Here is a 21204-nt window from a genome sequence, read left to right as displayed (position 1 = left end):
GCCGGACACGCTGCGTATACTCAAGCGCGACGAAGCACAGGACTTCGAACCGCCGGGGGCTACGATGCTGGACGAACATCAATCTCCTCTCTATAGCCGCTTCCCGCAGCCGGCGGAACAACACTGGCCGGACGCGATTCGGCACCCTTCTCTGCACCCCCTTGCGCACCCGACAGCGCGTCTCACTGCCCTCTGCGATCAGGACGCCGCCGCGCAAAGCGATTACGCCCAAAGCCTTCATGCCCGGAAGATGGCCGAGTTCAGCGCCTCCATCGCCCATGAAATCTGCCAGCCCCTTCTGGGCATCGCCGCCAACGCCGCCGCAAGCCTGCGCTGGCTGCAGCGCGACGTGCCGGATGTCGAAGAAGCCATCGCCGGTCTGAAGGACATCCGCGCCGGCTGCGAACGCGCCGCCAACATCGTCAAGGCCCTCGGCGCGCTGGCCCGTCAGGCGCCATTGCAGCTGCAGGCCCTGAAGATTGACGACGTCATTCGCGAGGCCATTCGCCTTACCCAGCCTGCGCTCACGGCCCAGCGGGTGCGGCTCGAAACCGGTTTGTTCGTCGATCAATCCATCGTCGCCGACGCCGTGCAGTTGCAGCAACTGCTGGTCAACCTCATCACCAATGCCGTGGAAGCCATGGCCGGTCCTGGCCGCGACGCCGCTGTTCTGCGCATCAACTCGTTTACCCTCAACGACGGCGTCGAAGTGTGCATTGAGGACAATGGCCCGGGCATCCCGGCAGACCGTCGCGAGCAGATCTTCAGCGCGTTCTACACCACCAAGAGCAGCGGCCTCGGCGTCGGGCTGGCGATCTGTCGCTCGGTGGTCGACGCGCACCACGGGCGTATCTGGGCACAAGCCTCGGCCAGCGGCGGCGCACGCATCCGTGTTCAGCTGCCGACGTGCTGTTACTGAAAGGCTGCCGTCAAGCGAGCCACGCCCTCGATCACGCCTCATCAAGCCCTTTTCGATCAACCGCGATGACGGGTCGCACTCCTCCAAACGCCAATCATTCACATTCATTCGCGCAATCCTCTAGAATGCCGCCTGGATTCAGGCTCGTGCCCCCTGCGCTGGCAGTGGCGGTATCAGAAAGGCGATCAAGGCATGCGCGACATTCCAAAGCAGAAAACGGTGGCGGTGGTGCTGTTCAACGACGTGCTCATGCTCGACGTGACCGGCCCCATGGACGTTTTTTCGATTTCCAATCGACTGCTGGCGCCGGAAAAGCAGTACCGACTGATCACTGTGGCCGAACCCCCGCTGCTCATCCGCAGCTCTTGCGGGCTCAAGGTTCAGGCGGACCTGACGCTGGACGATCTGCCGGCCGACATCGACCTGCTGCTGGTCCCCGGCGGACCGGGCGCCTACGGCGTCAGCCACCCTCAGATTACCGCCTGGCTGCCCGCCGCTGCTCAGGGCGCCCGACGTTTCGGGGCGATCTGTACTGGCGCGTTTTTGCTGGGTGACGCCGGCCTGCTCGACGGTTACCGCTGCACCACCCACTGGAACTACGTCGAGCGCCTGGCCCGGCGCTTCCCCGCTTCCCGCGTCGAAACCGAGCAGATCTATGTCGTCGACCGCAACCTGATCACCTCCGGCGGTATTACCGCCGGGATCGACATGGCCCTGGCGATCGTTGCGCAAGACCACGGAAAAGAGGTCGCTCTGGAAGTCGCCAAAGTGCTGCTGGTGGTGATGAAGCGTCAGGGCGGGCAAACGCCCTATGGCCCGCTGCTGGCGGCGGTGCCCCGGGATGACAGCGCGATCGCCCGGGTGCAGGCCTACATCGTCGACCACATCGATGAGGCGTACACCGTGCAACGCATGGCCGACCTGGCAGCGATGAGTCCGCGCAATTTCGCCCGGGCGTTCCAGCGCGAAGTCAGCCTGACGCCCATGCAATTCCTGCTCAACGCGCGCATCGATCATTCACGCAAACTGCTCGAAGGCAGCGACCTGCCGCTCAAGGTCGTGGCGAGTCGCTGCGGCTTCGGCAGCGCACGGCACATGCGCAAGGCGTTCGGTGAGCGCATTGGTGTGACGCCCGGCCAATACCGGCAACAGTTCGGCGGCGACTGAACGAGTGCGCACGTCAATCATCAGATGTTCAAGGGTGGCCGTTGCGCCGCCCACTCGCAAACACGCTCGCAGGCATGCACACTGCAGTGCTTATCCGACACACACCGTTCACTCGCTGGAAGGACTTGCCCATGACCACCCATACCGAAACCGCGCTGCTTGCCGGAGGCTGCTTCTGGGGCATGCAGGACTTGTTGCGCCGCTACCCCGGCGTGCTGTCGACCCGGGTCGGCTACTCCGGTGGCGACGTTGACAACGCCACCTATCGCAACCACGGCACCCACGCCGAAGCCATCGAAATCGTCTTCGATCCCGAGAAAATCAGCTACCGCGACATTCTCGAATTCTTCTTTCAGATTCACGACCCATCGACCCCGAACCGTCAGGGCAATGACAAGGGCGTGAGCTATCGCTCGGCGATTTTCTACCTCGACGAACAGCAGAAAGCCGTGGCGCTGGACACCGTGGCCGATGTCGATGCCTCAGGCCTGTGGCCGGGCAAAGTCGTCACCGAAATCGCCCCGGCCGGGCCGTTCTGGGAAGCCGAACCCGAGCATCAGGATTACCTGGAGCGAATTCCAAATGGCTACACCTGCCATTTCGTTCGCGCTGGCTGGAAACTGCCTGTGCGCGACAAGGCCACCACGTCCTGATTGAGCGCCATCTGCCGGGGACCGCTGTGCCAGAGCAGTCCCTCAATTGGCCCCCGGCAGGCGCACGCCGCCGGACCACGCGTCACAGTGCATAAACTAATAACCAAACGATATTTAGCCAATTCTTTTTAGAACCTTATGATTCGTGGCTTGCGCCCTCGCGCCTCATTCACGCCACGAGTCCGCCATGCTCACTCCTCGCACAGCCGCTGGCACCATCCTTCGACACACATTACTCAGCGGACTGATCGCTGCGATGGCGAGTGGTGTCGCGCTGTCGGCGAGTGCTCGAGAAACGGTGCGCATTGGCTACCAGAAGTCTTCCACTCTGATCACCCTGCTCAAGACCCAAGGCACCCTTGAAGAGGCGTTGGGCAAAGACAACATCGACATCACCTGGCACGAGTTCCCCAGTGGCCTGCCCCTGCTTGAAGCCTTGAACGTCGGCAACGTCGACATCAGCGCGGACGTCGCCGATACCGTGCCGATCTTCGCCCAGGCCGCGAAAGCCAAGCTCACCTATTTCGCCCAGGAGTCGCCCTCGCCGGCCGCCCAGGCCATCGTCGTGCGCAATGACTCGCCGATCCGCCAGTTGTCGGACTTGAACGGCAAGAAGGTCGCCGTGACCAAGGCTGCCGGCACCCATTACCTGCTGATCGCCGCGCTGAACAAGGCCGGGCTGTCGTTCTCCGACATCCAGCCGGCGTACCTGTCCCCGGCAGACGGCAGGGCGGCGTTCGAGAATGACAAGGTCGACGCCTGGGTGACCTGGGAACCCTTCCTCACCAGCGTGCAGCGGCAGTTGCCGACACGCACGTTGACTGACGGGGTCGGCCTGGCCAGTTACAAGCGCTATTACCTGACCAGCACGCCCTACGCCAAGGCCCATCCCGAAGTGCTGAAGCGGGTTTATGAACAATTGCAACAGGCGGGCGGCTGGATCAAAAGCCACCCCCGCGACGCCGCGCAAGTGCTTGGCCCGCTGTGGGGCAATCTGGACGTGGAAACCGTTGAAGCCGCCAACGCCCATCGCAGTTATCAGGTCGAGCCGGTGAAGGCAGACCAACTGGGCGAGCAACAGAAGATCGCTGACGCCTTTTTCAAGGCCGGGCTATTGCCCACTGCTGTGGATGCCAAGGACGTGGACATCTGGACGCCATGAACGGAGCACCTGGCGTTGCCAACCGCTGCACCTGACCCTTCATTCCCACTCTTGAGCGCACTTGATGAAAGGCTTAAAACCGCTGTCGCTGTCTGCCGTACTCGGCTCCGCCCTGCTGCTGAATGCCGTGTTTTCGTTCTCCGCCGTCGCCGGTCTGCTGGACAAGGGCCGCAGCCAGGGCCTGACCGCCGGCATCGCCAACGAGCAACCCTATGCGTACGTGGGCACTGACGGGAAAATCGTCGGCGCCAACGTCGAAATCCTCCGGGCCATTCTGGAACCCTTGGGCATCACCAAGGTTGAACTGCCGATCACCGAGTTCGGCTCGCTGGTGCCGGGTCTTGCGGCAGGTCGTTTCGATCTGATTGGCGCCGGCCTGTTCATCAACCCGGCGCGCTGCAAAGTGATCGGTTATTCCAACCCGGTCACCCGCTCCGGCGGCGCGTTTCTGGTCAAGGCCGGCAACCCGCTGAACCTGCACAGCCTCAAGGACGTCGCGGCCAACGGCAAGGCGCGGCTGGCGACCCAGCCCGGCAGCAATCAGGTGCAGGAAGCCAAGGACAGCGGCATCAGCAATGGCAACGTCGTGCTCTTCGACAAGGACACCGAAGCCCTCGCCGCGTTGCAGGCCGATCGCGTCGACGTGGTGTACTTCCCCGATGCCGAGATCATCGGCCTGCTGAAAAAAGCCGAAGGCACGCCGGTTGAACGCGCGCTGCCGTTCGAGCAGATCCCGGACGCCGATGGCAAACCGACCTGGAATTACCACGCCTACGGCCTGCCGAAAAACGATCCGGCGTTCACCCAGGCGTTCAACGAGCAACTGGCGAAACTGCGCGCTTCCGGCGACCTGCTGAAGATCCTGCAGAAATACGGCTACACCGAGAACGAACTGCCACCCGCAGACGTCACCGCCGAGCAACGCTGCAACCGCTGATGCCGATGCCGACGATGATGCAGGTGCTGATGCCTGCGCCATTGTAGGACCGGCTTTAGCCGGGAAGGCGTCGGTGGGCACACGGCAAAATCGAGGGCGCCAGCACGGGCCTCTTCCCGGCTAAAGCCGGTCCTACAGACCGCACGCATTCAGTGGGACCGGCTTCAGCCGGGAAGCTTCTCAATCCTTCATCCGCGACATGACGGCCCCAGCCCATACGAGTACGGCCCATGCTTTTTGATGCTTCCACCCTGGACACCGCGCGCTTCATCGCCCGCCAACTGGCCAACGGCGCACTGGTCACCCTTGAAATCACCTTCTTCGCCCAAGTCGTCGTGGTGGTGATGTCGTTTGTCATCGCGCTGATGCGCCTGTCGCCGTGGCGCGCGCTGCGCTGGATCGCGACGGTCTACGTCGAAATTCTGCGCGGTATTTCCGCCCTGGTGCTGCTGTTTTACCTGTTCTTCATCCTGCCGCTGTTCGGCATCACCCTGGCGCCGATGACCACCGGGATTCTCGGCCTGGGCTTGACCTTCTCCGCCTACGGGTCGGAAATCGTACGCTCGGCCCTGAGCAATGTCGCCCGGGGCCAACGCGACGCGATCAAGGCCCTGGACTTCGATGCGATCACAGCGTTTCGCCGGATCATCCTGCCCCAGGCGCTGCCGTTCATGCTGCCGCCGATGGGCAATCAACTGGTCGAATTGCTGAAGACCACCTCACTGGTGTCATTGATCACCCTCAGCGACCTGACCTTTTCCGGCGGTCAACTGATCACCACCCTGGGCCAGCAGACGCTGATCTGGAGCATAGTGCTGGTGTGTTATTTCGTCATGGCCTGGCCCCTCAGCTGGCTGGTCAAACGCTACGAGCGACGGGTCACCCACTGGCGTCGCGGGGTGGCGCCATGAACTTCGATTACGCCTTCGCCTGGTCCATCGTCCCCGATCTGTTTCAGGGACTGCTGGTGACGCTGCAAGTGGTGATCCTCGGCTTTCTGCTGGCCGTATTACTCGGCCTGCTGCTGGCCATCGCCCAGCGCTCGAAAAGCGCGCTGGTCCAACGACTGAGCGCCGGCTACCTGAGTTTCTTTCGGCACACGCCGCTGATGGTTCAGCTGTACGTGCTGTTCTTCGCCCTGCCCCTGGCCGGCCTGACCCTGCCGGCGATTTCCACCGGAGTGATCGGGCTCGGGCTGTATTACGCGGCCTACATTGCCGAAGCCTTTCGCGGTGCCATCGACGGCGTACCGGCCGGTCAATGGGAGGCGGCCAGGGCTCTGGATTTCGACAGCGCAACCACGTGGCGGCGGATCGTCCTGCCCCAGGCGCTCAAGCCGATGCTGCCGGTGCTCGGCAATTACCTGATCGGCATGTTCAAGGAAACCCCGCTGCTGGCGGTGATCACCATTCCCGAGCTGTTCCAGGCGGCCAAACAGATCGCCGGCATGACCTACCGCTACAACGAGCCCTACACGGTGATGGCGCTGATGTTTCTGGCGATCAGCGTGCCAACCTCCCTGTTGTTCAAATATTTCGAGAGGCGCAGCCATGTCTGATCTCGCACACGCTCTGCCCGGCGCTTCGCCGCAGATCATCCTCAAACAAGTGGTGAAAAACTTTGGCGCGTCCCGGGTCATCGATCACCTCGACCTGAGCATTCCCGCCGGCCAGAAAGTCGCGCTGATCGGCCCCAGCGGGTCGGGCAAATCCACGGTGCTGCGCCTGATCAAGGGCCTTGAGGCCTATCAGCACGGCAGCATCGAGGTGGCTGGCACTGGCCGGGCGCGAAAAAGCCACCGGTGGTGCACCGGGTGGGCATGGTGTTTCAGCAGTTCAACCTGTTTCCGCACCTGACCGTGCAGGAGAACGTCACCGAGGCGCCGCTTCAGGTGCTCAAGCTGAGCCGCGAAGAAGCCCTGGAGCGCGCCCATCAATACCTCGGGCTGGTCGGTTTGAGCCACAAGGCCGATGCCTATCCCGCGCAACTTTCCGGCGGCCAGCAACAGCGCGTGGCGATCGCCCGGGCGCTGGCGATGCGGCCCCAGGTGATGCTGTTCGACGAGGTCACCTCCGCGCTGGACCCCGAACTGGTCGGTGAAGTGCTGGCGGTGATTCGGGCCATCGCCCACGAGCAGCAGATGACCATGCTGCTGGTGACCCACGAAATGAAGTTCGCCCAGGACATCGCCGACCGAGTGCTGTTCATGGAGGCCGGGCGCATCGTCGCCGATGGCTCGCCCACCGAGGTGCTGGTCGATCCGGACAACGAGCGCACTCGCCGCTTTCTCAATCTGGTGGAGCAACGTTGACCGGTTTCGGATGAGGCTCGCGCGACATCGAAAAAAACCCGAACTCGCCGACCGTCGACACATCCAACCTTCATACCCCACAGCGAGGATGAATCCATGAGCAACGACACCCCGGTCGACCCACGCAACGTCGTGCAGCCTGACGCGCCAACCCTCGACAGCGCTGGCAAACCTGTCAACGTCGTACAGCGAGACCTCAACGACCCGGACGACGACACCCGCGCGGTGGACGACGTCATCACCCCGACATCCGTTCGGGAAAAGGAACAGGACGCCGAAGAGCTGAACAAGAAATCAGCTGAAATCGAGCGCAAGGTCGCTGACGGCCGTTGATTCGCCCCAGGGCGGTCCCATGGCCGCCCTATTCCCCTCCCGCACCTTGATTCCCCGCCGTAATTTCCCCTTCATCGATTCAGCTAACTGGCAGCGAAATTATTAGCTGCTAGCGTTGCTTGAGCACCCTCCGTTGCACTGCCACCTGCGCGAGAGTCCGGACGTCGCGCACAAGGCTTTGCGTCAGAGTGGGCTGCCTGCCGCACCCCGCGCCGGGCATACAGATGGACACAGCGAAGGGAGTCACACCATGAAAATGCCGGTGCTCAAGGCACTGATCTGCTGCGCCATTCTGGGGGTCGGCGGTTGCGCCAGCTCCCAGGTTGACCCCAGTCAGTATTCAGGTTTTCTCAAGGATTACAGCCGACTCAAGCCGGCGGAAAGTGCCACGGGCGCGCCGGTCATGCGCTGGATCGACCCTGACGTGAAGCTGAGCACGTACAGCCAGGTGTATATCGAACCCAGTCAGTTTTTTCCCAGGCCGCAGCCAACCGCGGTGATCTCGGCGCAGACCCTGCAGTCCATCACCCGGTACTTTGATACCGCGCTGCAACGCGAACTCGGCAAAACCCTGCGCCTGGCCAGCGGTCCGGGCCCTGACACCCTCGTATTGCGCCCCGCGATTACCGCCGTGTCGACCCGTACCGAAGGCCTCAAGCCCTACGAAGTGATACCCATCGCGCTGATGGCAGCTGCCGTGAACACCGCAGCCGGCGGACGTGACCAGAACGTGGAAATCGCCACCGAGGCGGCGTTTCTTGATGCCGACACCAACAAGGTGTTGGCACAAGTGGTGCGCAAAGGCAGCGGCACGCCCCTTGAAAACGACAAGACGCAGCTGACCCTGGATGCCGTCAAACCGGTGCTCGACGGGTGGGCCAACGACCTGCGCCTGAGTGTCGAGGCGCTCAAGGCGAAGCAGTGACTGCTTCCGATTGAACGCTCTCGCCGGTGCTCAGCAGCGCCCGCACCGCCTCAAGCACGGCGCTGATCTCGAACGGCTTGTCGAAGACCTTGCTGAACAAATCCGGTCTGGCAATCCCCAGATAAGACTGCGCACCGCTCATCAGCACAATAGGGATTTGCCCCAGGCTCTGATTCACGCGCACCGCTTCCGCCAGCTCGATGCCGTTCATCCCGGGCATCATGTAATCGGTGATGATCAGCTGCGGGCGCTCGCGTTCGAGAATGCCCAGGGCCTTCTGCCCGCTGCCAGCGGTGACGGTCAGGTAGCCTTCGTCTTCCAGCGCGAAGCTCAGTATGTCGGCGATGAGGTACTCATCATCGACAATCAGAATTGTGGTCGTGCAGCCCTCCGCGCTGTCGAGCGATCATCGGCTCGAAGACAACCGTCACGCCGTCGCATTGCCTGAATCGTCGAGGGCATGGAACACAGCCTTTTTCACAGTCAGCCCTTGCTCGCCGATCAAGACGTCCAGCAGGGCCGGGTCGTAGGGGTTATCGCGGATTTTGAGGATCGACAGTTGCCGCGTCAGCCCCGCAGTCGATTGCGCGAAGCGGATGAGCATGAGGTTGTCGACGATCCCTGACAGGTCCGGCGCCGGGGCGTCGATCTTGCCGCCGAGCAGGCCGCGGATTTCCCAGCTCGCTACCACCGTGACACCATTGGCACGCAGCTCGCTCATCAGGGCGTTGTAGAGGTCGAGAATCCGCGCCTGATCAGCCGAGGCGCGGGCCATACCGCCGAGACTGTCCAGAAAAACCCGCTTGATGCCTTGTTGCTCGACGATCCGCAGCAGGTCGAGGGCGAGCTTGTCGATCAGTTCGGTGGTCACTGACCTCCAGACGATGTGCAGCGCACCGGAACGTTCCAGCGCCTCGAAATCCAGCCCCAGCGCCGCCGCTTTCAGGCGCAGGCGCTGCGGCGACTCGTAGAAACCGAACAGCAGGCCCGGTTCCTCGGGCGTCGAGCGGGCGAGAAAATTGAGGCCGAACGTGGTTTTGCCGGTGCCCGAAGGGCCGAGGAGCAAGGTCACGGACGACTCCACCAGACCGCCGCCGATCAAGGGATCGAGCGCGTCGATACCGCTTGGGACAACGCTGAATTCTGCACTGTCGCGCAGCGCTGAGTGGGTGATGGTACTTTCAAGGCGAGGGTAGACGACCAGGCCGTTCTCGGTGATTTCGCATTCGTGGGCGCCGGGGATGGCGCCGCTGCCACGGGTCTTGCGCGCCTTGATGCGGCGCACGGAACGGTTGCACACCAGCTCTTCACCCATTTCCAGCACGCCGTCGACCATGGTGTGTTCGGGGCTGCCGTCGTCCAGCTGTGAGCTGGTCAGGAAGAACACCGTGCAACCGGCGAAGGCGGCGTGGCCCTGCAGTTCGGAGATGAAGCGTTTGGTGTTGATCGTGGATTCGGCCTTGGAGCGGGCATTGAGCAGTCCGTCGAGGATCAACACGGTGGACTTCTGGCGGACGATCTCCCGACGCAGCAGTTTGACGACTTCATCGAGGCCGTCGTTTTCCATGGTGTCGAACGCGCTGACGAACTGGATCTGGTCGCCAACGCGGTCCTTGTCGAAGAAGCTCATGGTGGAGAGGAACTGAAACAGCCGTTCGTGGGGCTCGGCGAGCAGGGTCGCGAACAGCACCCGGCCGCCATCGCGGATGTGATTAAAACCGATCTGGTTGGCCAGAATCGTTTTTCCGGAGCCCGGTCGGCCCTGAATGATGTACGAGGATCCGGCAACGAAGCCGCCCATTAGCAGCTCATCAAGCCCTTCAATTCCGCTCTGAAGGCGTTTTAGCTGATTCAAATTTGCTTCCTCCGCCAAGCATTGGCGTCGTGAACGTTGCGGGTTAAGTGCGCGACTCATCACGCATTCTTCCGTTTTTGAGGAAGCTTTCCAAGCGCAATCATCAATTCGCATGACAGTTTCACACGCATTTGCCGACAGATGCGACGGAGAGTCTAGTCGAACGAGTGATTGTCATCCGGCTGAACTGGCTTCGCCTTCCGGGGCGCACCCGTCGGTCTCGGCCCGGGACTGCTCGCTGCGACGCTCGGGATCGTCAGGCTTGATGGGTGCAGACAACGGGTATTCAGGCGTGTCGTCACGGTCTGTTGGCTGATCGTCAGCAGTCCCGCAAACGAGTGAGGGGCTAATGGGGCACATGGTCGCAGGTCCATTGAGGGAGGCACGGCGTTGGAGCCCAGCGGCGGGCACTCGTGCGGTTGATCGGACCAGTGGAGTGAGTGATGTCGCGTGCACTTAGTGGGACTGGCTTCAGCCGGGAAGGCGTCGGGCTAATGGCTGATTTCGGCGCTGGGGGTCGTGGCCTGGAAGATGTCGTGGGTCGGCGTCAACAACACCGTAAAGCAGCATCCCCCGTCATCACGGCTGGTCAGGGTGACTGTCCAGTGCTGGTTGGCGCAGATACGCTGGACCAGCGATAACCCCAGGCCCAGCCCTTCCCCGCGCTGTTCGTCGCCACGCACGAAGGGCTGGAACATGGCCTGCTGTTTTTCCAGCGGAATGCCAATGCCGCTGTCCTCGACACTGAAACCATCGCTGCGCAGGGTCAACTGGATGAACCCCTGATCGGTGTAATGCCAGGCGTTGCGCAGCAGATTGCCCATCACCGAGCGCAGCAAGGGCGCGTTGTGGGTTTCGCCGTCGGTCTGCACCTGCTGGTACATGAACCGAAGATCCTTTGCCTCGATGGGGGGACGCCAGGCCTCGACCAGTTCATCGGCAATCTGCTTCATTGATGAGCGCTGACCCTGGGGAACATGCTTGCCCTCGGTACGGGCCAGCAGCAGAAAGGTTTCGACCAGTTGGTTCATACCCGCCGTGGCCTTGCCGATGCGCTTCACCTGCGTGCGGGAGCGGTCGTCCAGCGCCGGGTATTCCATCAGTAATTCGCAGGACGTCGCCAGCACCATCAGCGGCGTGCGCAGTTCATGGCTGACGTCGCTGGTGAACAGCTTCTCGCGACCCAGCGCGGCCCGCAGCCGGCCCAGGGTTTCGTCGAAGGATTTGGCCAGCGCGCCGACTTCGTCGTTGGCGTAGTCGCTGGCGAGCACCGGCGCCAGTTCCAGCAATTGATCGCGATGGCGCACCTGGCTTGCCAGGCGCGACACCGGCGTGATCACCCGGGACGCGAGCAGCCGACCCAGCAGCACCGCCAACAGCACGCTGAGGAAGAAACCGACCAGCACGACACCGAACAGAATGCGCTCGCGCTTTTCAAACTTGCGCTGATCACGCAGCAGCACGTAGTGGCGCCCGTTCACCTCGGAGACCATGGCGTAATAGGCCTTCTTGCCGCGGAAGAATTCCTGAAACCCCGGATGCAGGTCCTTGAGGTCGTCGCTCATGGCGAGGTCGCCGACGCCCTCGTCGGCGTAGAACAACTCGTCCTTTTCCGGGCGGTGGCGCCAATCGTTGACGCTGTCCACGGCCAGCAGACGGTGCAGATTACCGCCCATGCTCATGGTCGTCAGGCGCTTTTCGACCAGGTGCACGGTGGCGATGATGCCGACGGCGAATACCCCGGCGACCAGCGTGCTCATCAACGCAAATACGATGACAATCCGTTGCTTAAGGCTGTGTTTGATGTCCATGAATGTCCGTGCATGGCGGTACTCGAATCCGGGGCGTTGCCCCACCGGCGGCGATTATCCAGTGCGGGATGTCATGGTTTTGTCAAACGCCGCGCTCTTCCCGGCTGAAGCCGGTCCCGCTGAAAATCAGAGGCCGCATCAGCAACATCCCGACCGCGCACCCGCTCATCAGCAGGCAGGTGACGATAAAGACCACCGGCATGCCGAAATGCCCGCCCAGATACCCGCCGGTCAGCGGCCCCAGCACCTGGCCGATGTACTGGCAGGACGTGGAATAGCCGAGCATGCGCCCGGCCACGGCGTCGGGCACCGAATGGCGAATGATCGCCGCGATGCACGGCAACAGGCCGCCCAGGGCAATTCCCATGAGAAAACGCAGCAGCACCAATTGCCAGGCATGACTGACGAACGCCTGGGGGATCAGCACAATGGCCGCCGCGCTCAAACAGCCGATGACCACCTTCCAGTGACCCACGCGGTCGGCCAGTTTGCCGATGCGCGAGGCCGACAACACGCTGGCCAGTGCAGTGGCCGACATCACCAGCCCGGCCATCAGCGTGACGTTTTCGCTGTGCAACTGGGTCAGGTACACGGTGATGATCGGCTCGATGGACATGATCGAAAACATCACCAGGCAGGCCACGACCAGCATGGTCAGCACCGGCTTTTTGTCCGCGATGACGTCCCACGCCCGTACAGCGGGCGCTTTCGGCATGCCAGCCTGACGTTTGGGGCGGGGCGTTTCCTTCATCAGAAACAGCGTGGCAAGGAAGGTCAGAAAGATCACCCCCCCTGCCAGGAAGAATGTGTTGCGGATGCCGATCAGCGGCGGCAACAGCCCGCCAATCAACGGCCCGGTCAGATTACCGGCCATGATCCCCGACGAGAGCATGCCCAGTGCCCAGCCGGTGCGCGCCTTGGGCGTCTGCGTCGCCACCAGAATGGTCGCGCCGGAGGCATAGCCGCCGAGCAACCCCGCCAGCAAACGCAGCCCGACCAGCTGATAAATGTTCTCTGCCAGCCCGATCAGCGACATCGCAACCGCCATGCCCAGGCTGGCGCGAATCAGCATGAGCTTGCGGCCGTAACGATCACCCAGCCGCCCCCACAGCGGCGCGGTCAGCGCGGCAGACAGAAAGGTCGCGCCAAACGCGACCCCCGACCACTGCACGATGGCGGCCTGATCGCTGACGCCCAGGTGCTCCACGTACAGCGGCAGGAACGGCAGCAGCAGGGTCATGGCAACGATGGTGGTGAATGCGCCGAACACACAGACGGCCAGATTGCGCTGCCAGTGTTTTTCGACGATGGACGGCGGGGGCTGGGCCTGGAATCGGGATCGAGGTTGCGCGGTCATGACGGCTCTACCGTGAACGGAATCCGCTTACGGTAGATCGCTGAAGACCATAAATAAAATTCATGTTTTTCATGCGGGGATTCCAGGCAGGAATAGCCCCTGCCGCTCCTGCCATTTCATCCGGGGTCAGGGCATCAGGGCGACGCGCGGGACCGTGAAACGGAATTCACTGCCGACGCCCTGCTGGCTGGTGGCGGTCAATTCGCCGCCGTGGGCTTTGACGATCCCTTGGGAGATGTAGAGCCCCAACCCCGTGCCGCTCGGGTTGCCTTCGCGTTTGCGCCAGTAGCGCTCGAACACGTGGGGCAGTTGATCGGCAGCAATGCCGTCGCCGGAGTCAACCACACTGACCACCACATCGTCGCCTTCCGCCGCCGCCGTCACGCTGACAGTGCCGGCCTTGGGCGTGAATTTGATTGCATTGCCAACCAGATTGGAGAGCACCTGAAACATCCGCTCGGGGTCGGCGACAATCTTCAGGTCGGGTTCGGCGCTGAACGTCAGGTCGATGAATTTATGCAGCGCCAGCGGTGTGAGCAGTGACCAGGCGTCTTCGAACAACTGGCTTATGTCCAGCGGCTCGGCATCAATGGAGTAGCGGCCCGCCTCGATCCTGGAAGTGTCGAGCAAGTCCTCGAGCAGGCGGGTCATCCGCGCCGAGGCGCGCTGCAGGGTGTCGATGGCCGAGTTAAGGCGTTTCGAGGACGGGCCGATGTCAGCGGCGATTACCCGCTGCATCATGCCGCACTGCATGACAATCACCGTCAGTGGGCTGCGCAGGTCATGGGACACCACGGCCACTAACTCATCGCGAGCGCGCACGGCGTCTTTCTCGCGCAGCACCTGACGCGACAGGTCTGCCTCCAGTGCCGAGCGACGCAAGTCGGACACCGCGTAGACCTCGCCGGCGTTCCAGGTCCTCGCTGTGCCGTCGACCTGCTGTTCCCACGCGGCAAAGGATCCCCGTGGTTGCAGGCGGTCATTGACGCCTCGTTTGGACTGCTGCGGATTGCCGCTCCATTCCACGCTGACCTTGACCTCGGCGCGAAACCACAGCACCGCATTGGCAACCGGCTTGGGCAAGCTGAAGGCCAGCAAGCCGCTCGCCACGTGGGAATAGGCCTGCGCCTCAGGGAACACTGCACCGAGGCTGGCCGTCTCGAACACCGGCCTGGCCCGAGTCTGCAGCCATTGCTGCAACGCGTTCACTTGCTCAGCGCTCGGGCACTGCCCGATCAGATGCACCTGACCGTCGATGACCACCGCCACACCACTGGCGTCGACCAGGGTCAGCAGCGCCTGGGAATGTTCGAGCAGGCCGTGGTAAACGTCGTCAGACGCCTCGTTCATTGCCCGGGACAAGCGGTCGAGCATGTGATGCTTGGCCAGCCGCTGACGCTGGATCTGCTGGTCTTCGAGCAGGCTGATCTGCATCGACAGCACTTGTCCGATGGTTTGGCAGGCCGAGCGCAGCGTGTGCGGAACCTGCAACGGTTCGCGATTGCCGCAGCTGATCAGACCCCACAGGCGGTCGTCCTTGAGCAGCGAAATGCTCATGGACGAGCGCACGCCCATGTTGTGCATGTACTGACAGTGGATCGGCGAAACGCTGCGCAGCACCGCGTAGCTCATGTCCAGCGGCGCACCGTTATCCGGGCGCAGGGCGGGAACCAGGGGCGCCGCCACATACGTGGCGTCGGGGATGATGCGCAGCCAGTTCAGCCGATACAGCTCGCGGGCCTGCTGCGGAATGTCGGTGGCAGGGAAGAAGAGTCCCAGGTAGGCATCCAGTTCGGCGGTGGCGGATTCGGCAATGACCTGCCCGTGGCCTTGTTCCTGAAAGCGGTAGATCAGCACGCGGTCATAGCCGGTCAGTGCGCGGATTTCGGCGACGCTGATGGCGTACAGCTCATCCAGTGACTTGGCTGACTGCAAGCGGCGCAAGGTGCGGGTGAGACGCGGGCCCAGTCCGTACATCGACGCTTGCGTGGCGACGGGTTCCAGTTCCAGAAACAGCAGGCCGTCGTGGCGGTGCAGCAAGCCATCGAAAGCCTGCCCACCGAACGCCATCGGCAACGGATCGAGGCTGTCCAGGTCAGCGTTTTCCTGCACGGCGGCGCGCAAGGCGTCTGCCAGCGACGGGCCCAGCCAGCGCGCCAGCGAGTCGCCCGGCTGCACGTCGCGGGCGATGCCCAACATCTGCCAGGCATTGGCGCTGGCCTGTTGCACGGTCCAGTCGGTTTCGAGGAGGGTCAGCAGGGCGCCGTGGGGCTGAATGGCGCCGGGGATACGAATGGGTTCATTGGCGCAGTTGTCCAGCAGGTCGTCCAGCAGGTGTTCTGTGATCTGAGGGTCGTTAAGCGTCATTCAGCACTCCTGCTTGCTCCAGCCAGGTTTGAAAGCAGTCGAAGGTGGCGCAGCCCGCCTGCACCACCTCGGCGTTGTGCAGCGGCGTATCGAACTCGGCCAGTTGCTTGAGGAAGGCCTTCCACAAGCGCCCGGTGTCGCGACCGTACACGTCCAGAAACTCGCCGCCGCTGTCGGCATCGACGCCCAGCCTGTCGGCGATGATCCGGCGCAGCACCTGCCCCCCGAGCGTAGCCCCCTCCATGACATACATCACGCCCAGCAACTCAGCGATGCTGTCGATGGCAGGCAGCGCGCTGCACCGGGGCAAGGCGTGGATCTGCGTATCGCTCAGCCCGAGGGCGTGCAGATCCTTGATCAGCGCCGGGATTTTCTGCCGCGCAGGGTCAATGGCCTGGGGGGCAAGAAAGCGCTCCATCGCCTGTTGCAGGGGCAGATGGAAGCCGTAATAGGCCTTGATGATCCGTGTGTAGGTGTCGAGATCGAGTCGGGAATGGGTCAGTGGCAGTCTGGCTTCGAGGGCCAGATGCCGGGCAGCGGTCGCCGAGCGCAATTGCTGCAGCACGGTGGTCAGGGGCGATGGGGCGTCTGCGCAGGGCAACTCGGGGGTGATTTCAACCAAGGGCGAAAGTGTCCGGTCTGAGCGGACGTGCCTGAACATGCGGCAGCCGCGGTGTGAAGGCAGGTGATGCGCGCACACTAAAGGAGGCAATGCCCGGCTGTAAATATAGCGGACGGGTAAATGCCGAGGATCGGCCGGGCGGTACGTTCTCCTGTAGGAGCGCGCTTGCCCGCGAAAGGGCCGGTACCTCGGCTGGAGATGCGTCGACTGCCCGACCGGCGCCGTGGGGAATTGCGATGGCAGAGCACATTAACGCCTTGGGGCCAGAGCGAGGATCAGGCCGAACAGTGCGGCGGCGAGCCATCCGATCCACAACGCTCGGCGCTTCTTGATGCGGGGACTGTGGTGCGCAACGGTCGGCGGCGTGCGGCCCGGACAGCTCTGCGATGGAGAGTGCAATGCAGAGTGCGATGATGAACGTTGCCTGCCGTCGGGCGCGACCAGCACCACGGCTTGAGCCTCGCGCTCGAGACGTGACGCCCGCTGCCCGATCTGCTGGAGCAACCCTTCCAGCGCCATGATGGACGCCGGGTTTTGATCGACCAGCGTGCTCCGCAGCTGCTCAAGCTGCGCCTTCAACAAGCCGAGGCCCGCCAGATCGCAGATGTTGATCTCCATTTCCCGCAGCACCGCTTGCCACGAGCCGAACAGTCCGCTGAGGATTTCCGCCCGCGCCGACACCCCTCGGGGCCAGGGTTTGGCGTCTCCCCGCGAAAGGGTTTCCAGCACCGCCACGCCCTCGGACATCCCGTCCATCCCGGCCAGGTGACTGCGCGCCAGGGCATAGGCAGCCGCCGTTTGCAGGTCCGCGCCGTTGCCGGCAAACAAGGCGAGGCAGCACTGCTCGATGGATTGCCAATCAACATCAGGGCAGGCCGGATGACCGAGTCGGGCCATCTCAGTGCACAACGTCCGGTAGTCAGGCAACGCGCGTGGATCACCGCCGGCCCTGATCCCCATGGCAACGCCCTTGGTCATCGGGCTCTCTCTCAGCCTCAAGCAAGGGCCCGCACATCATGGCGCTTGAGATGACGCACCACCGCCCTTCCCTCCGGGCTCAACGTCGTGCCGAACGTCGCGGTGCGCTCGCCTTCCAGCCTCGCGTCGAGGGCGTAGACCAGATGGCCCGGCTGGGTCTGCGGCAACAGCTCGATGTGCAGCGACAACAGCCGCGGCTCGTACTTGAGCAGCGTGTCGGCGATGGTCCGCATCAGCCCATGGGCGGCAGACGGCAACCCTTCGAGCACGGCGCCCATGTCCGGCAGGCCGTAATCGGGCAAGTGCGCGAGGGTGCCTGCGCGGCTGTTGAGAATGCGCTGCAGGTTGTCCAGTACCGAGAGCACGTATTGATCGTCCTCAGGGACCCGGGACAGGTCGAGCTCGCCGCTGAAATTCTGCAGCAGGGTTTCGTACAGCGATGGGTTGAGCTCGCTCATGGCTCAACCCTCGACCAGGGGGCGCAGCGTCAGCCGGCTTTCGCCCAGCTCGATGACCCGGGGCCGGTCGGGGTCGAGGTCATCACGGTTGAGCAGCAAGCGCCAGTCATTGAGCTGCAGATCGGGCTCGCGGAATAACCCGACGACGGCGATCACCCCGGCGTTTTCGTTCAGCGGCACATCCAGCTGCGCGCCCTCCCCCGGCTTGATCACCAGCGACCGCTGATCCAGCAGCTCAGCACCAAGCAGGCGATCGGCGTCCCGCAGCAGGTCGTCATAGGTGGCTTTGTTCACCAACGTGCCATCGCGCAGCTGGTACACCCGCACCATTACCGGTACCGACAACGCGCGCATGTCCGTGCCTTCGGTGTTGAGGGCCACGCGGCCGTCGAAGTCCAGACGCAGCGTTCTGACCTGTTTGTAGAAGATCGCCCTGGTCATCGACGCGGTGGATTCCGACACGCTTTGCGTCACCCCGCACCCGCTGGCGAGGAGCCCGAGGGCGAAGAGGGTCAACGCTCTAAAAATCATACGCGACATGGGTGGTTTCTCTTTCCTGAGGGTTGACGTGGAGCCCTTGATAACGGCCCAGATGAATGATGATGGTGTCGTTTTTCCCGGAAGCACGGCCTTTCAACCCGAGTCCCGCGGTCATGCCCAGCAGCACGCCGCGTCCGCTCAGCGCTGACACCGGCAGGCAATCGATTGGCAACGACAGGCGCAACCGTGCCGTACAGCGCCAGCCCAGATACACCTGCAACAGCACCAGCAGGTCGCTGTGCAAGCCGCCGCCGGGCAGCCATGCCCGCGCCTCGTCGTGGTCGGCGGTGAACAGCGTCAGCATCAGTTCGCTGTTGACGTCGCGGCCGACGCTGCCCAGCGGCGTGCCTTGGGACAGGCTCACCGGCCGCGCGGAGGCCAGGCTGGCCGGCGCGTCGAGGACGATGTTTCGCGGCCAGTGCGGCGCGATCGACGCCTGGGTGTGAGACGCGAGCAAATGCACCAGCGCCGAAATGCCCTCGGCATTGCGGGTTGGCAAACGCATCACGCCAAGCAATGCCAGAAAACGCGAAAGCGGCGTGGCGATGCGTTTCGCTGTGCCGGGGATGCCCAGCCCGATCAGCCCGAACAGGCACTGCGAGGTCGGGTCGGCCCCGGCGGGCGCAAACGAGGCCGGGTAGGAATACTTGCGCCAGATCCGGTAGAACTGGGTGAAGACCCGATGGTTGAAGATGTCGAGAAACCCCTCCAGCGCCTCGTGGCCTTCCCGCCGTTGGGCGATGTCGTCGAGGTAGCGCGTGGGCAGCGGCGAGTCCACGCCATAGAGACCGAGCAAACGGGTGCGCACGGTCGCCGGCAACGGCTGATCCTCGGATGACCACTCCACGGCCTTCAACTCACTGGCCGGAAAGCCCATGCCGGGGTCGGGGCGAAAACGCACCAGATCATCCTTCGGGTTTTCCGTGCTGCCCAACGGCGGCTGATCTGGCGCAACGTTTTCCAGCAACTGGCAGAAGCGGTAGACGCTCGCCTGCGCCACCCGCCCCTGCACCGCATCGAGCCATTCGGCGAGCCTTAACCGGGAATCCGCTGGCTGTGGTTTTCGCTCCATCGCAATCTCCTCCCGGTTGGTTGCAGGATCAGGGTGATCTGGGTGAACAAATGGATGTCGGCGTATAGCGCGAAGAACTTGTTGAGCATTTCGCCGAACAGGCAGATATCGCCCTCGCCGGCAAAACCGTTGGCATCGAGGGTCGCTTCGATGTCCACGCCGCGCAGGAGAAAGCCTTTTTCGAAGCGCTGAATGAGGTGATGACGTACGTCGACGATGGCGTCCAGACGCCGGCGATTAAGCTCGCTGCCGGTCCAGTCGTACAGCGCCAGGGTGCCGCGCAGCACTTCGGCGCTGTCGAGCATCGGCAGGAAGTTCGAGCCCAGATGGCTCAACACCCGCCAGTGAAAACGGTCGCGGCTCGGTGGATAGCACGGCAGGGTCGGCGCACACAGATTGCGCACCCGCAGGCCGGCCTGGGTCGCATGCAACGGCGTGTCGAGGATCGTGCTTTGCAGCGCTTTTCTCGGCAACTGGCCGTTGGTGCCGGTGAGCCGCAGGGACAGGCATGCGCGCTCGGTCAGCCGATCGACGTCCGCGCCCTCGCCGCCCAGTATCAGCCAGGTGTCATGCAGCCCGCTCGCTCCGCGCTTGAGGCGGGTGTGAAAATAACGCTCGGGTGCCTCGTCGCGGAGCATGCCGCCCTTGTGCCGGAAGCTGGAAAACGGCACGTATTCTTCCCGCCCGGAATCCCGGGACGCCGTCACCCGGTCGACGGAGTAGATCTCGGTGTGACCGTCCTGCAAGCGCATCGGCCGCAGCAGGTAGTCGGTCTGCAAAGGGTCAAGCGACAGCGGGTCGGCCTCCAGCGGAAACAGATTGATCACCGGCACGGCGTGCAGGCGAATGTGCTCGCTGCTCAGCGCAAATGCATGGGGCCAAGGCACATTCAGGACGGCCTCGACTTCAAACCACGGCGCGTCGGGCGCGATGCTTATGTGCTCGAGCCCGTGCAGTGTGACGAACATGAATTTCTCGCGAAAACTGAAGTACTCCAGCAGCAACTGATAGCCACTGAACGCGCTGTCGCCCTTGGGCCAGAGCCGGTCGTCGTCCCTGAAACCCTTGGGCGCAAAGCGTCCTTGCAGCGGCTGACGCTGCGCGTCCCCGGGCTGACGCACATAGAGCGCCTGGGTGCCCAGTGTCAGCGCGTGATGCAGCGCATTGGCCACCGCCGGCGTGGCGTTGAGGTACAGCGGGATGCGGCGCAAGTCCAACTGACCCCAGTCACTCAGCGCACCACAGGAAAAACGCAGGCGGATCACCGAGCGACCGTCCGGCTCCTGGGCCAGGCGCACCGAATCCAGGGCCAGCGGACGCAGGGTCAAGTCCTGGGTGGTGGTGTAACTGCAGCGCGTGCGCTGGGGGCCGATGGGTTGCGACTGAATTTCAAAGCCGGTCGCAACCTGCTCGCTCTGCTTCATCTGGTGCACGTCGGGCTGCAGCTCGACGATCGACAGCGACGGAATCGTGCGCAGGTAATGGGGCCACAGCAGGCTGACCAGGCCTTCGGTCAGCTCCGGCAGGTCATCGTCGAGTTTCTCTCGCAGCCGTCCCATGAGGAACGCGAAGCCTTCGAACAGTCGCTCGACGTAGGGATCGTGGGCGCCGGGCTTGTCCAGATTCAACGAGGCGGCGCGGTCGGGAAACGCCTGGGCGAACTCCTTGCCAGCCTCGCGCAGGTAGCGCATTTCCGCATCGAAATACCGCAGGGTCAGATTGTCCGTGTTCAAAAAA

At 63.2% G+C, this 21204-nt stretch carries 20 protein-coding genes and 1 pseudogene; 10 read left to right on the top strand and 11 right to left on the bottom strand.

Annotated elements, in window-relative coordinates:
- The first annotated feature begins 64 nt into the window (after window positions 1-64).
- The 10 genes and pseudogenes from L4G42_RS18810 (at window position 65) to L4G42_RS18765 (ending at window position 8407) form a co-directional block, all read left to right on the top strand.
- Entirely contained in the window at window positions 65-919 is an 855-nt protein-coding gene (locus L4G42_RS18810) for a sensor histidine kinase (protein ID WP_237250984.1), read from the top strand.
- Window positions 920-1111: 192 nt separating this feature from the next.
- On the top strand, window positions 1112-2086 hold the full coding sequence (locus L4G42_RS18805; RefSeq protein ID WP_237261018.1) for a GlxA family transcriptional regulator: 975 nt from the start codon (window positions 1112-1114) through the stop codon (window positions 2084-2086).
- A gap of 131 nt (window positions 2087-2217) precedes the next feature.
- Window positions 2218-2739, top strand: a complete 522-nt coding sequence (gene msrA, locus L4G42_RS18800) for a peptide-methionine (S)-S-oxide reductase MsrA (protein WP_237250982.1) — start codon at window positions 2218-2220, stop codon at window positions 2737-2739.
- 256 nt (window positions 2740-2995) lie between these two features.
- Entirely contained in the window at window positions 2996-3901 is a 906-nt protein-coding gene (locus L4G42_RS18795) for an aliphatic sulfonate ABC transporter substrate-binding protein (RefSeq protein ID WP_237251043.1), read from the top strand.
- A 64-nt stretch (window positions 3902-3965) separates the two neighbouring features.
- A complete protein-coding gene (gene ehuB / locus L4G42_RS18790; protein WP_237250981.1) occupies window positions 3966-4838 on the top strand; it encodes an ectoine/hydroxyectoine ABC transporter substrate-binding protein EhuB in 873 nt (290 codons plus the stop codon).
- Between the two features lie 230 nt (window positions 4839-5068).
- Complete coding sequence (gene ehuC / locus L4G42_RS18785) at window positions 5069-5749, top strand: ectoine/hydroxyectoine ABC transporter permease subunit EhuC (RefSeq protein WP_065991599.1); 681 nt, start codon at window positions 5069-5071, stop codon at window positions 5747-5749.
- Complete coding sequence (ehuD, locus tag L4G42_RS18780; RefSeq protein ID WP_237250980.1) at window positions 5746-6396, top strand: ectoine/hydroxyectoine ABC transporter permease subunit EhuD; 651 nt, start codon at window positions 5746-5748, stop codon at window positions 6394-6396. The genes ehuC and ehuD overlap by 4 nt, the downstream gene beginning before the upstream one ends.
- Window positions 6389-7149 (top strand): annotated as a pseudogene (locus tag L4G42_RS18775) (amino acid ABC transporter ATP-binding protein). The gene ehuD and the pseudogene L4G42_RS18775 overlap by 8 nt, the downstream one beginning before the upstream one ends.
- A gap of 96 nt (window positions 7150-7245) precedes the next feature.
- Complete coding sequence (locus tag L4G42_RS18770) at window positions 7246-7482, top strand: hypothetical protein (protein ID WP_237250978.1); 237 nt, start codon at window positions 7246-7248, stop codon at window positions 7480-7482.
- Between the two features lie 250 nt (window positions 7483-7732).
- Window positions 7733-8407 (top strand): DUF3313 domain-containing protein, encoded by a 675-nt coding sequence (locus L4G42_RS18765; protein WP_237250977.1) that lies wholly within the window; start codon window positions 7733-7735, stop codon window positions 8405-8407.
- Here L4G42_RS18765 and L4G42_RS18760 read toward each other — a convergent pair.
- From L4G42_RS18760 to tssF, 11 genes are all read right to left on the bottom strand, one after another.
- A complete protein-coding gene (locus L4G42_RS18760; RefSeq protein ID WP_336886207.1) occupies window positions 8391-8774 on the bottom strand; it encodes a response regulator in 384 nt (127 codons plus the stop codon). The two genes, L4G42_RS18765 and L4G42_RS18760, sit on opposite strands and share 17 nt — an antisense overlap.
- Before the next feature lie 60 nt (window positions 8775-8834).
- Window positions 8835-10262, bottom strand: a complete 1428-nt coding sequence (locus tag L4G42_RS18755) for an ATPase domain-containing protein (protein WP_237250976.1) — start codon at window positions 10260-10262, stop codon at window positions 8835-8837.
- A gap of 491 nt (window positions 10263-10753) precedes the next feature.
- A complete protein-coding gene (locus L4G42_RS18750) occupies window positions 10754-12073 on the bottom strand; it encodes a sensor histidine kinase (protein WP_237259440.1) in 1320 nt (439 codons plus the stop codon).
- An 82-nt stretch (window positions 12074-12155) separates the two neighbouring features.
- Window positions 12156-13430: an MFS transporter gene (locus L4G42_RS18745; RefSeq protein ID WP_237250974.1), complete on the bottom strand. Its 1275-nt coding sequence runs from the start codon at window positions 13428-13430 to the stop codon at window positions 12156-12158.
- A 126-nt stretch (window positions 13431-13556) separates the two neighbouring features.
- A complete protein-coding gene (locus L4G42_RS18740; protein WP_237261014.1) occupies window positions 13557-15797 on the bottom strand; it encodes an ATP-binding protein in 2241 nt (746 codons plus the stop codon).
- Entirely contained in the window at window positions 15787-16419 is a 633-nt protein-coding gene (locus tag L4G42_RS18735) for a biliverdin-producing heme oxygenase (protein ID WP_237250972.1), read from the bottom strand. The genes L4G42_RS18740 and L4G42_RS18735 overlap by 11 nt, the downstream gene beginning before the upstream one ends.
- A 249-nt stretch (window positions 16420-16668) precedes the next feature.
- The gene (locus tag L4G42_RS18730; protein ID WP_237250971.1) at window positions 16669-17397 is read right to left on the bottom strand and encodes a type VI secretion system ImpA family N-terminal domain-containing protein; all 729 of its coding nucleotides are present in this window, start codon (window positions 17395-17397) and stop codon (window positions 16669-16671) included.
- Window positions 17398-17414: 17 nt separating this feature from the next.
- The gene (gene tssE / locus L4G42_RS18725) at window positions 17415-17855 is read right to left on the bottom strand and encodes a type VI secretion system baseplate subunit TssE (RefSeq protein ID WP_237250970.1); all 441 of its coding nucleotides are present in this window, start codon (window positions 17853-17855) and stop codon (window positions 17415-17417) included.
- Between the two features lie 3 nt (window positions 17856-17858).
- Entirely contained in the window at window positions 17859-18395 is a 537-nt protein-coding gene (gene tssJ, locus L4G42_RS18720) for a type VI secretion system lipoprotein TssJ (RefSeq protein WP_237250969.1), read from the bottom strand.
- On the bottom strand, window positions 18376-19467 hold the full coding sequence (gene tssG, locus L4G42_RS18715; RefSeq protein WP_237250967.1) for a type VI secretion system baseplate subunit TssG: 1092 nt from the start codon (window positions 19465-19467) through the stop codon (window positions 18376-18378). Before tssG ends, tssJ begins: the two co-directional genes overlap by 20 nt.
- On the bottom strand, window positions 19431-21200 hold the full coding sequence (gene tssF, locus L4G42_RS18710) for a type VI secretion system baseplate subunit TssF (protein ID WP_237259443.1): 1770 nt from the start codon (window positions 21198-21200) through the stop codon (window positions 19431-19433). Before tssF ends, tssG begins: the two co-directional genes overlap by 37 nt.
- Between the last annotated feature and the right edge of the window lie 4 nt (window positions 21201-21204).

Source organism: Pseudomonas petrae (genome assembly GCF_021728295.1).
Lineage (GTDB): Bacteria > Pseudomonadota > Gammaproteobacteria > Pseudomonadales > Pseudomonadaceae > Aquipseudomonas > Aquipseudomonas petrae.
The sequence above is the reverse complement of the archived record's forward strand: the minus strand, read 5'-3'. Positions and strand labels throughout refer to the sequence as shown.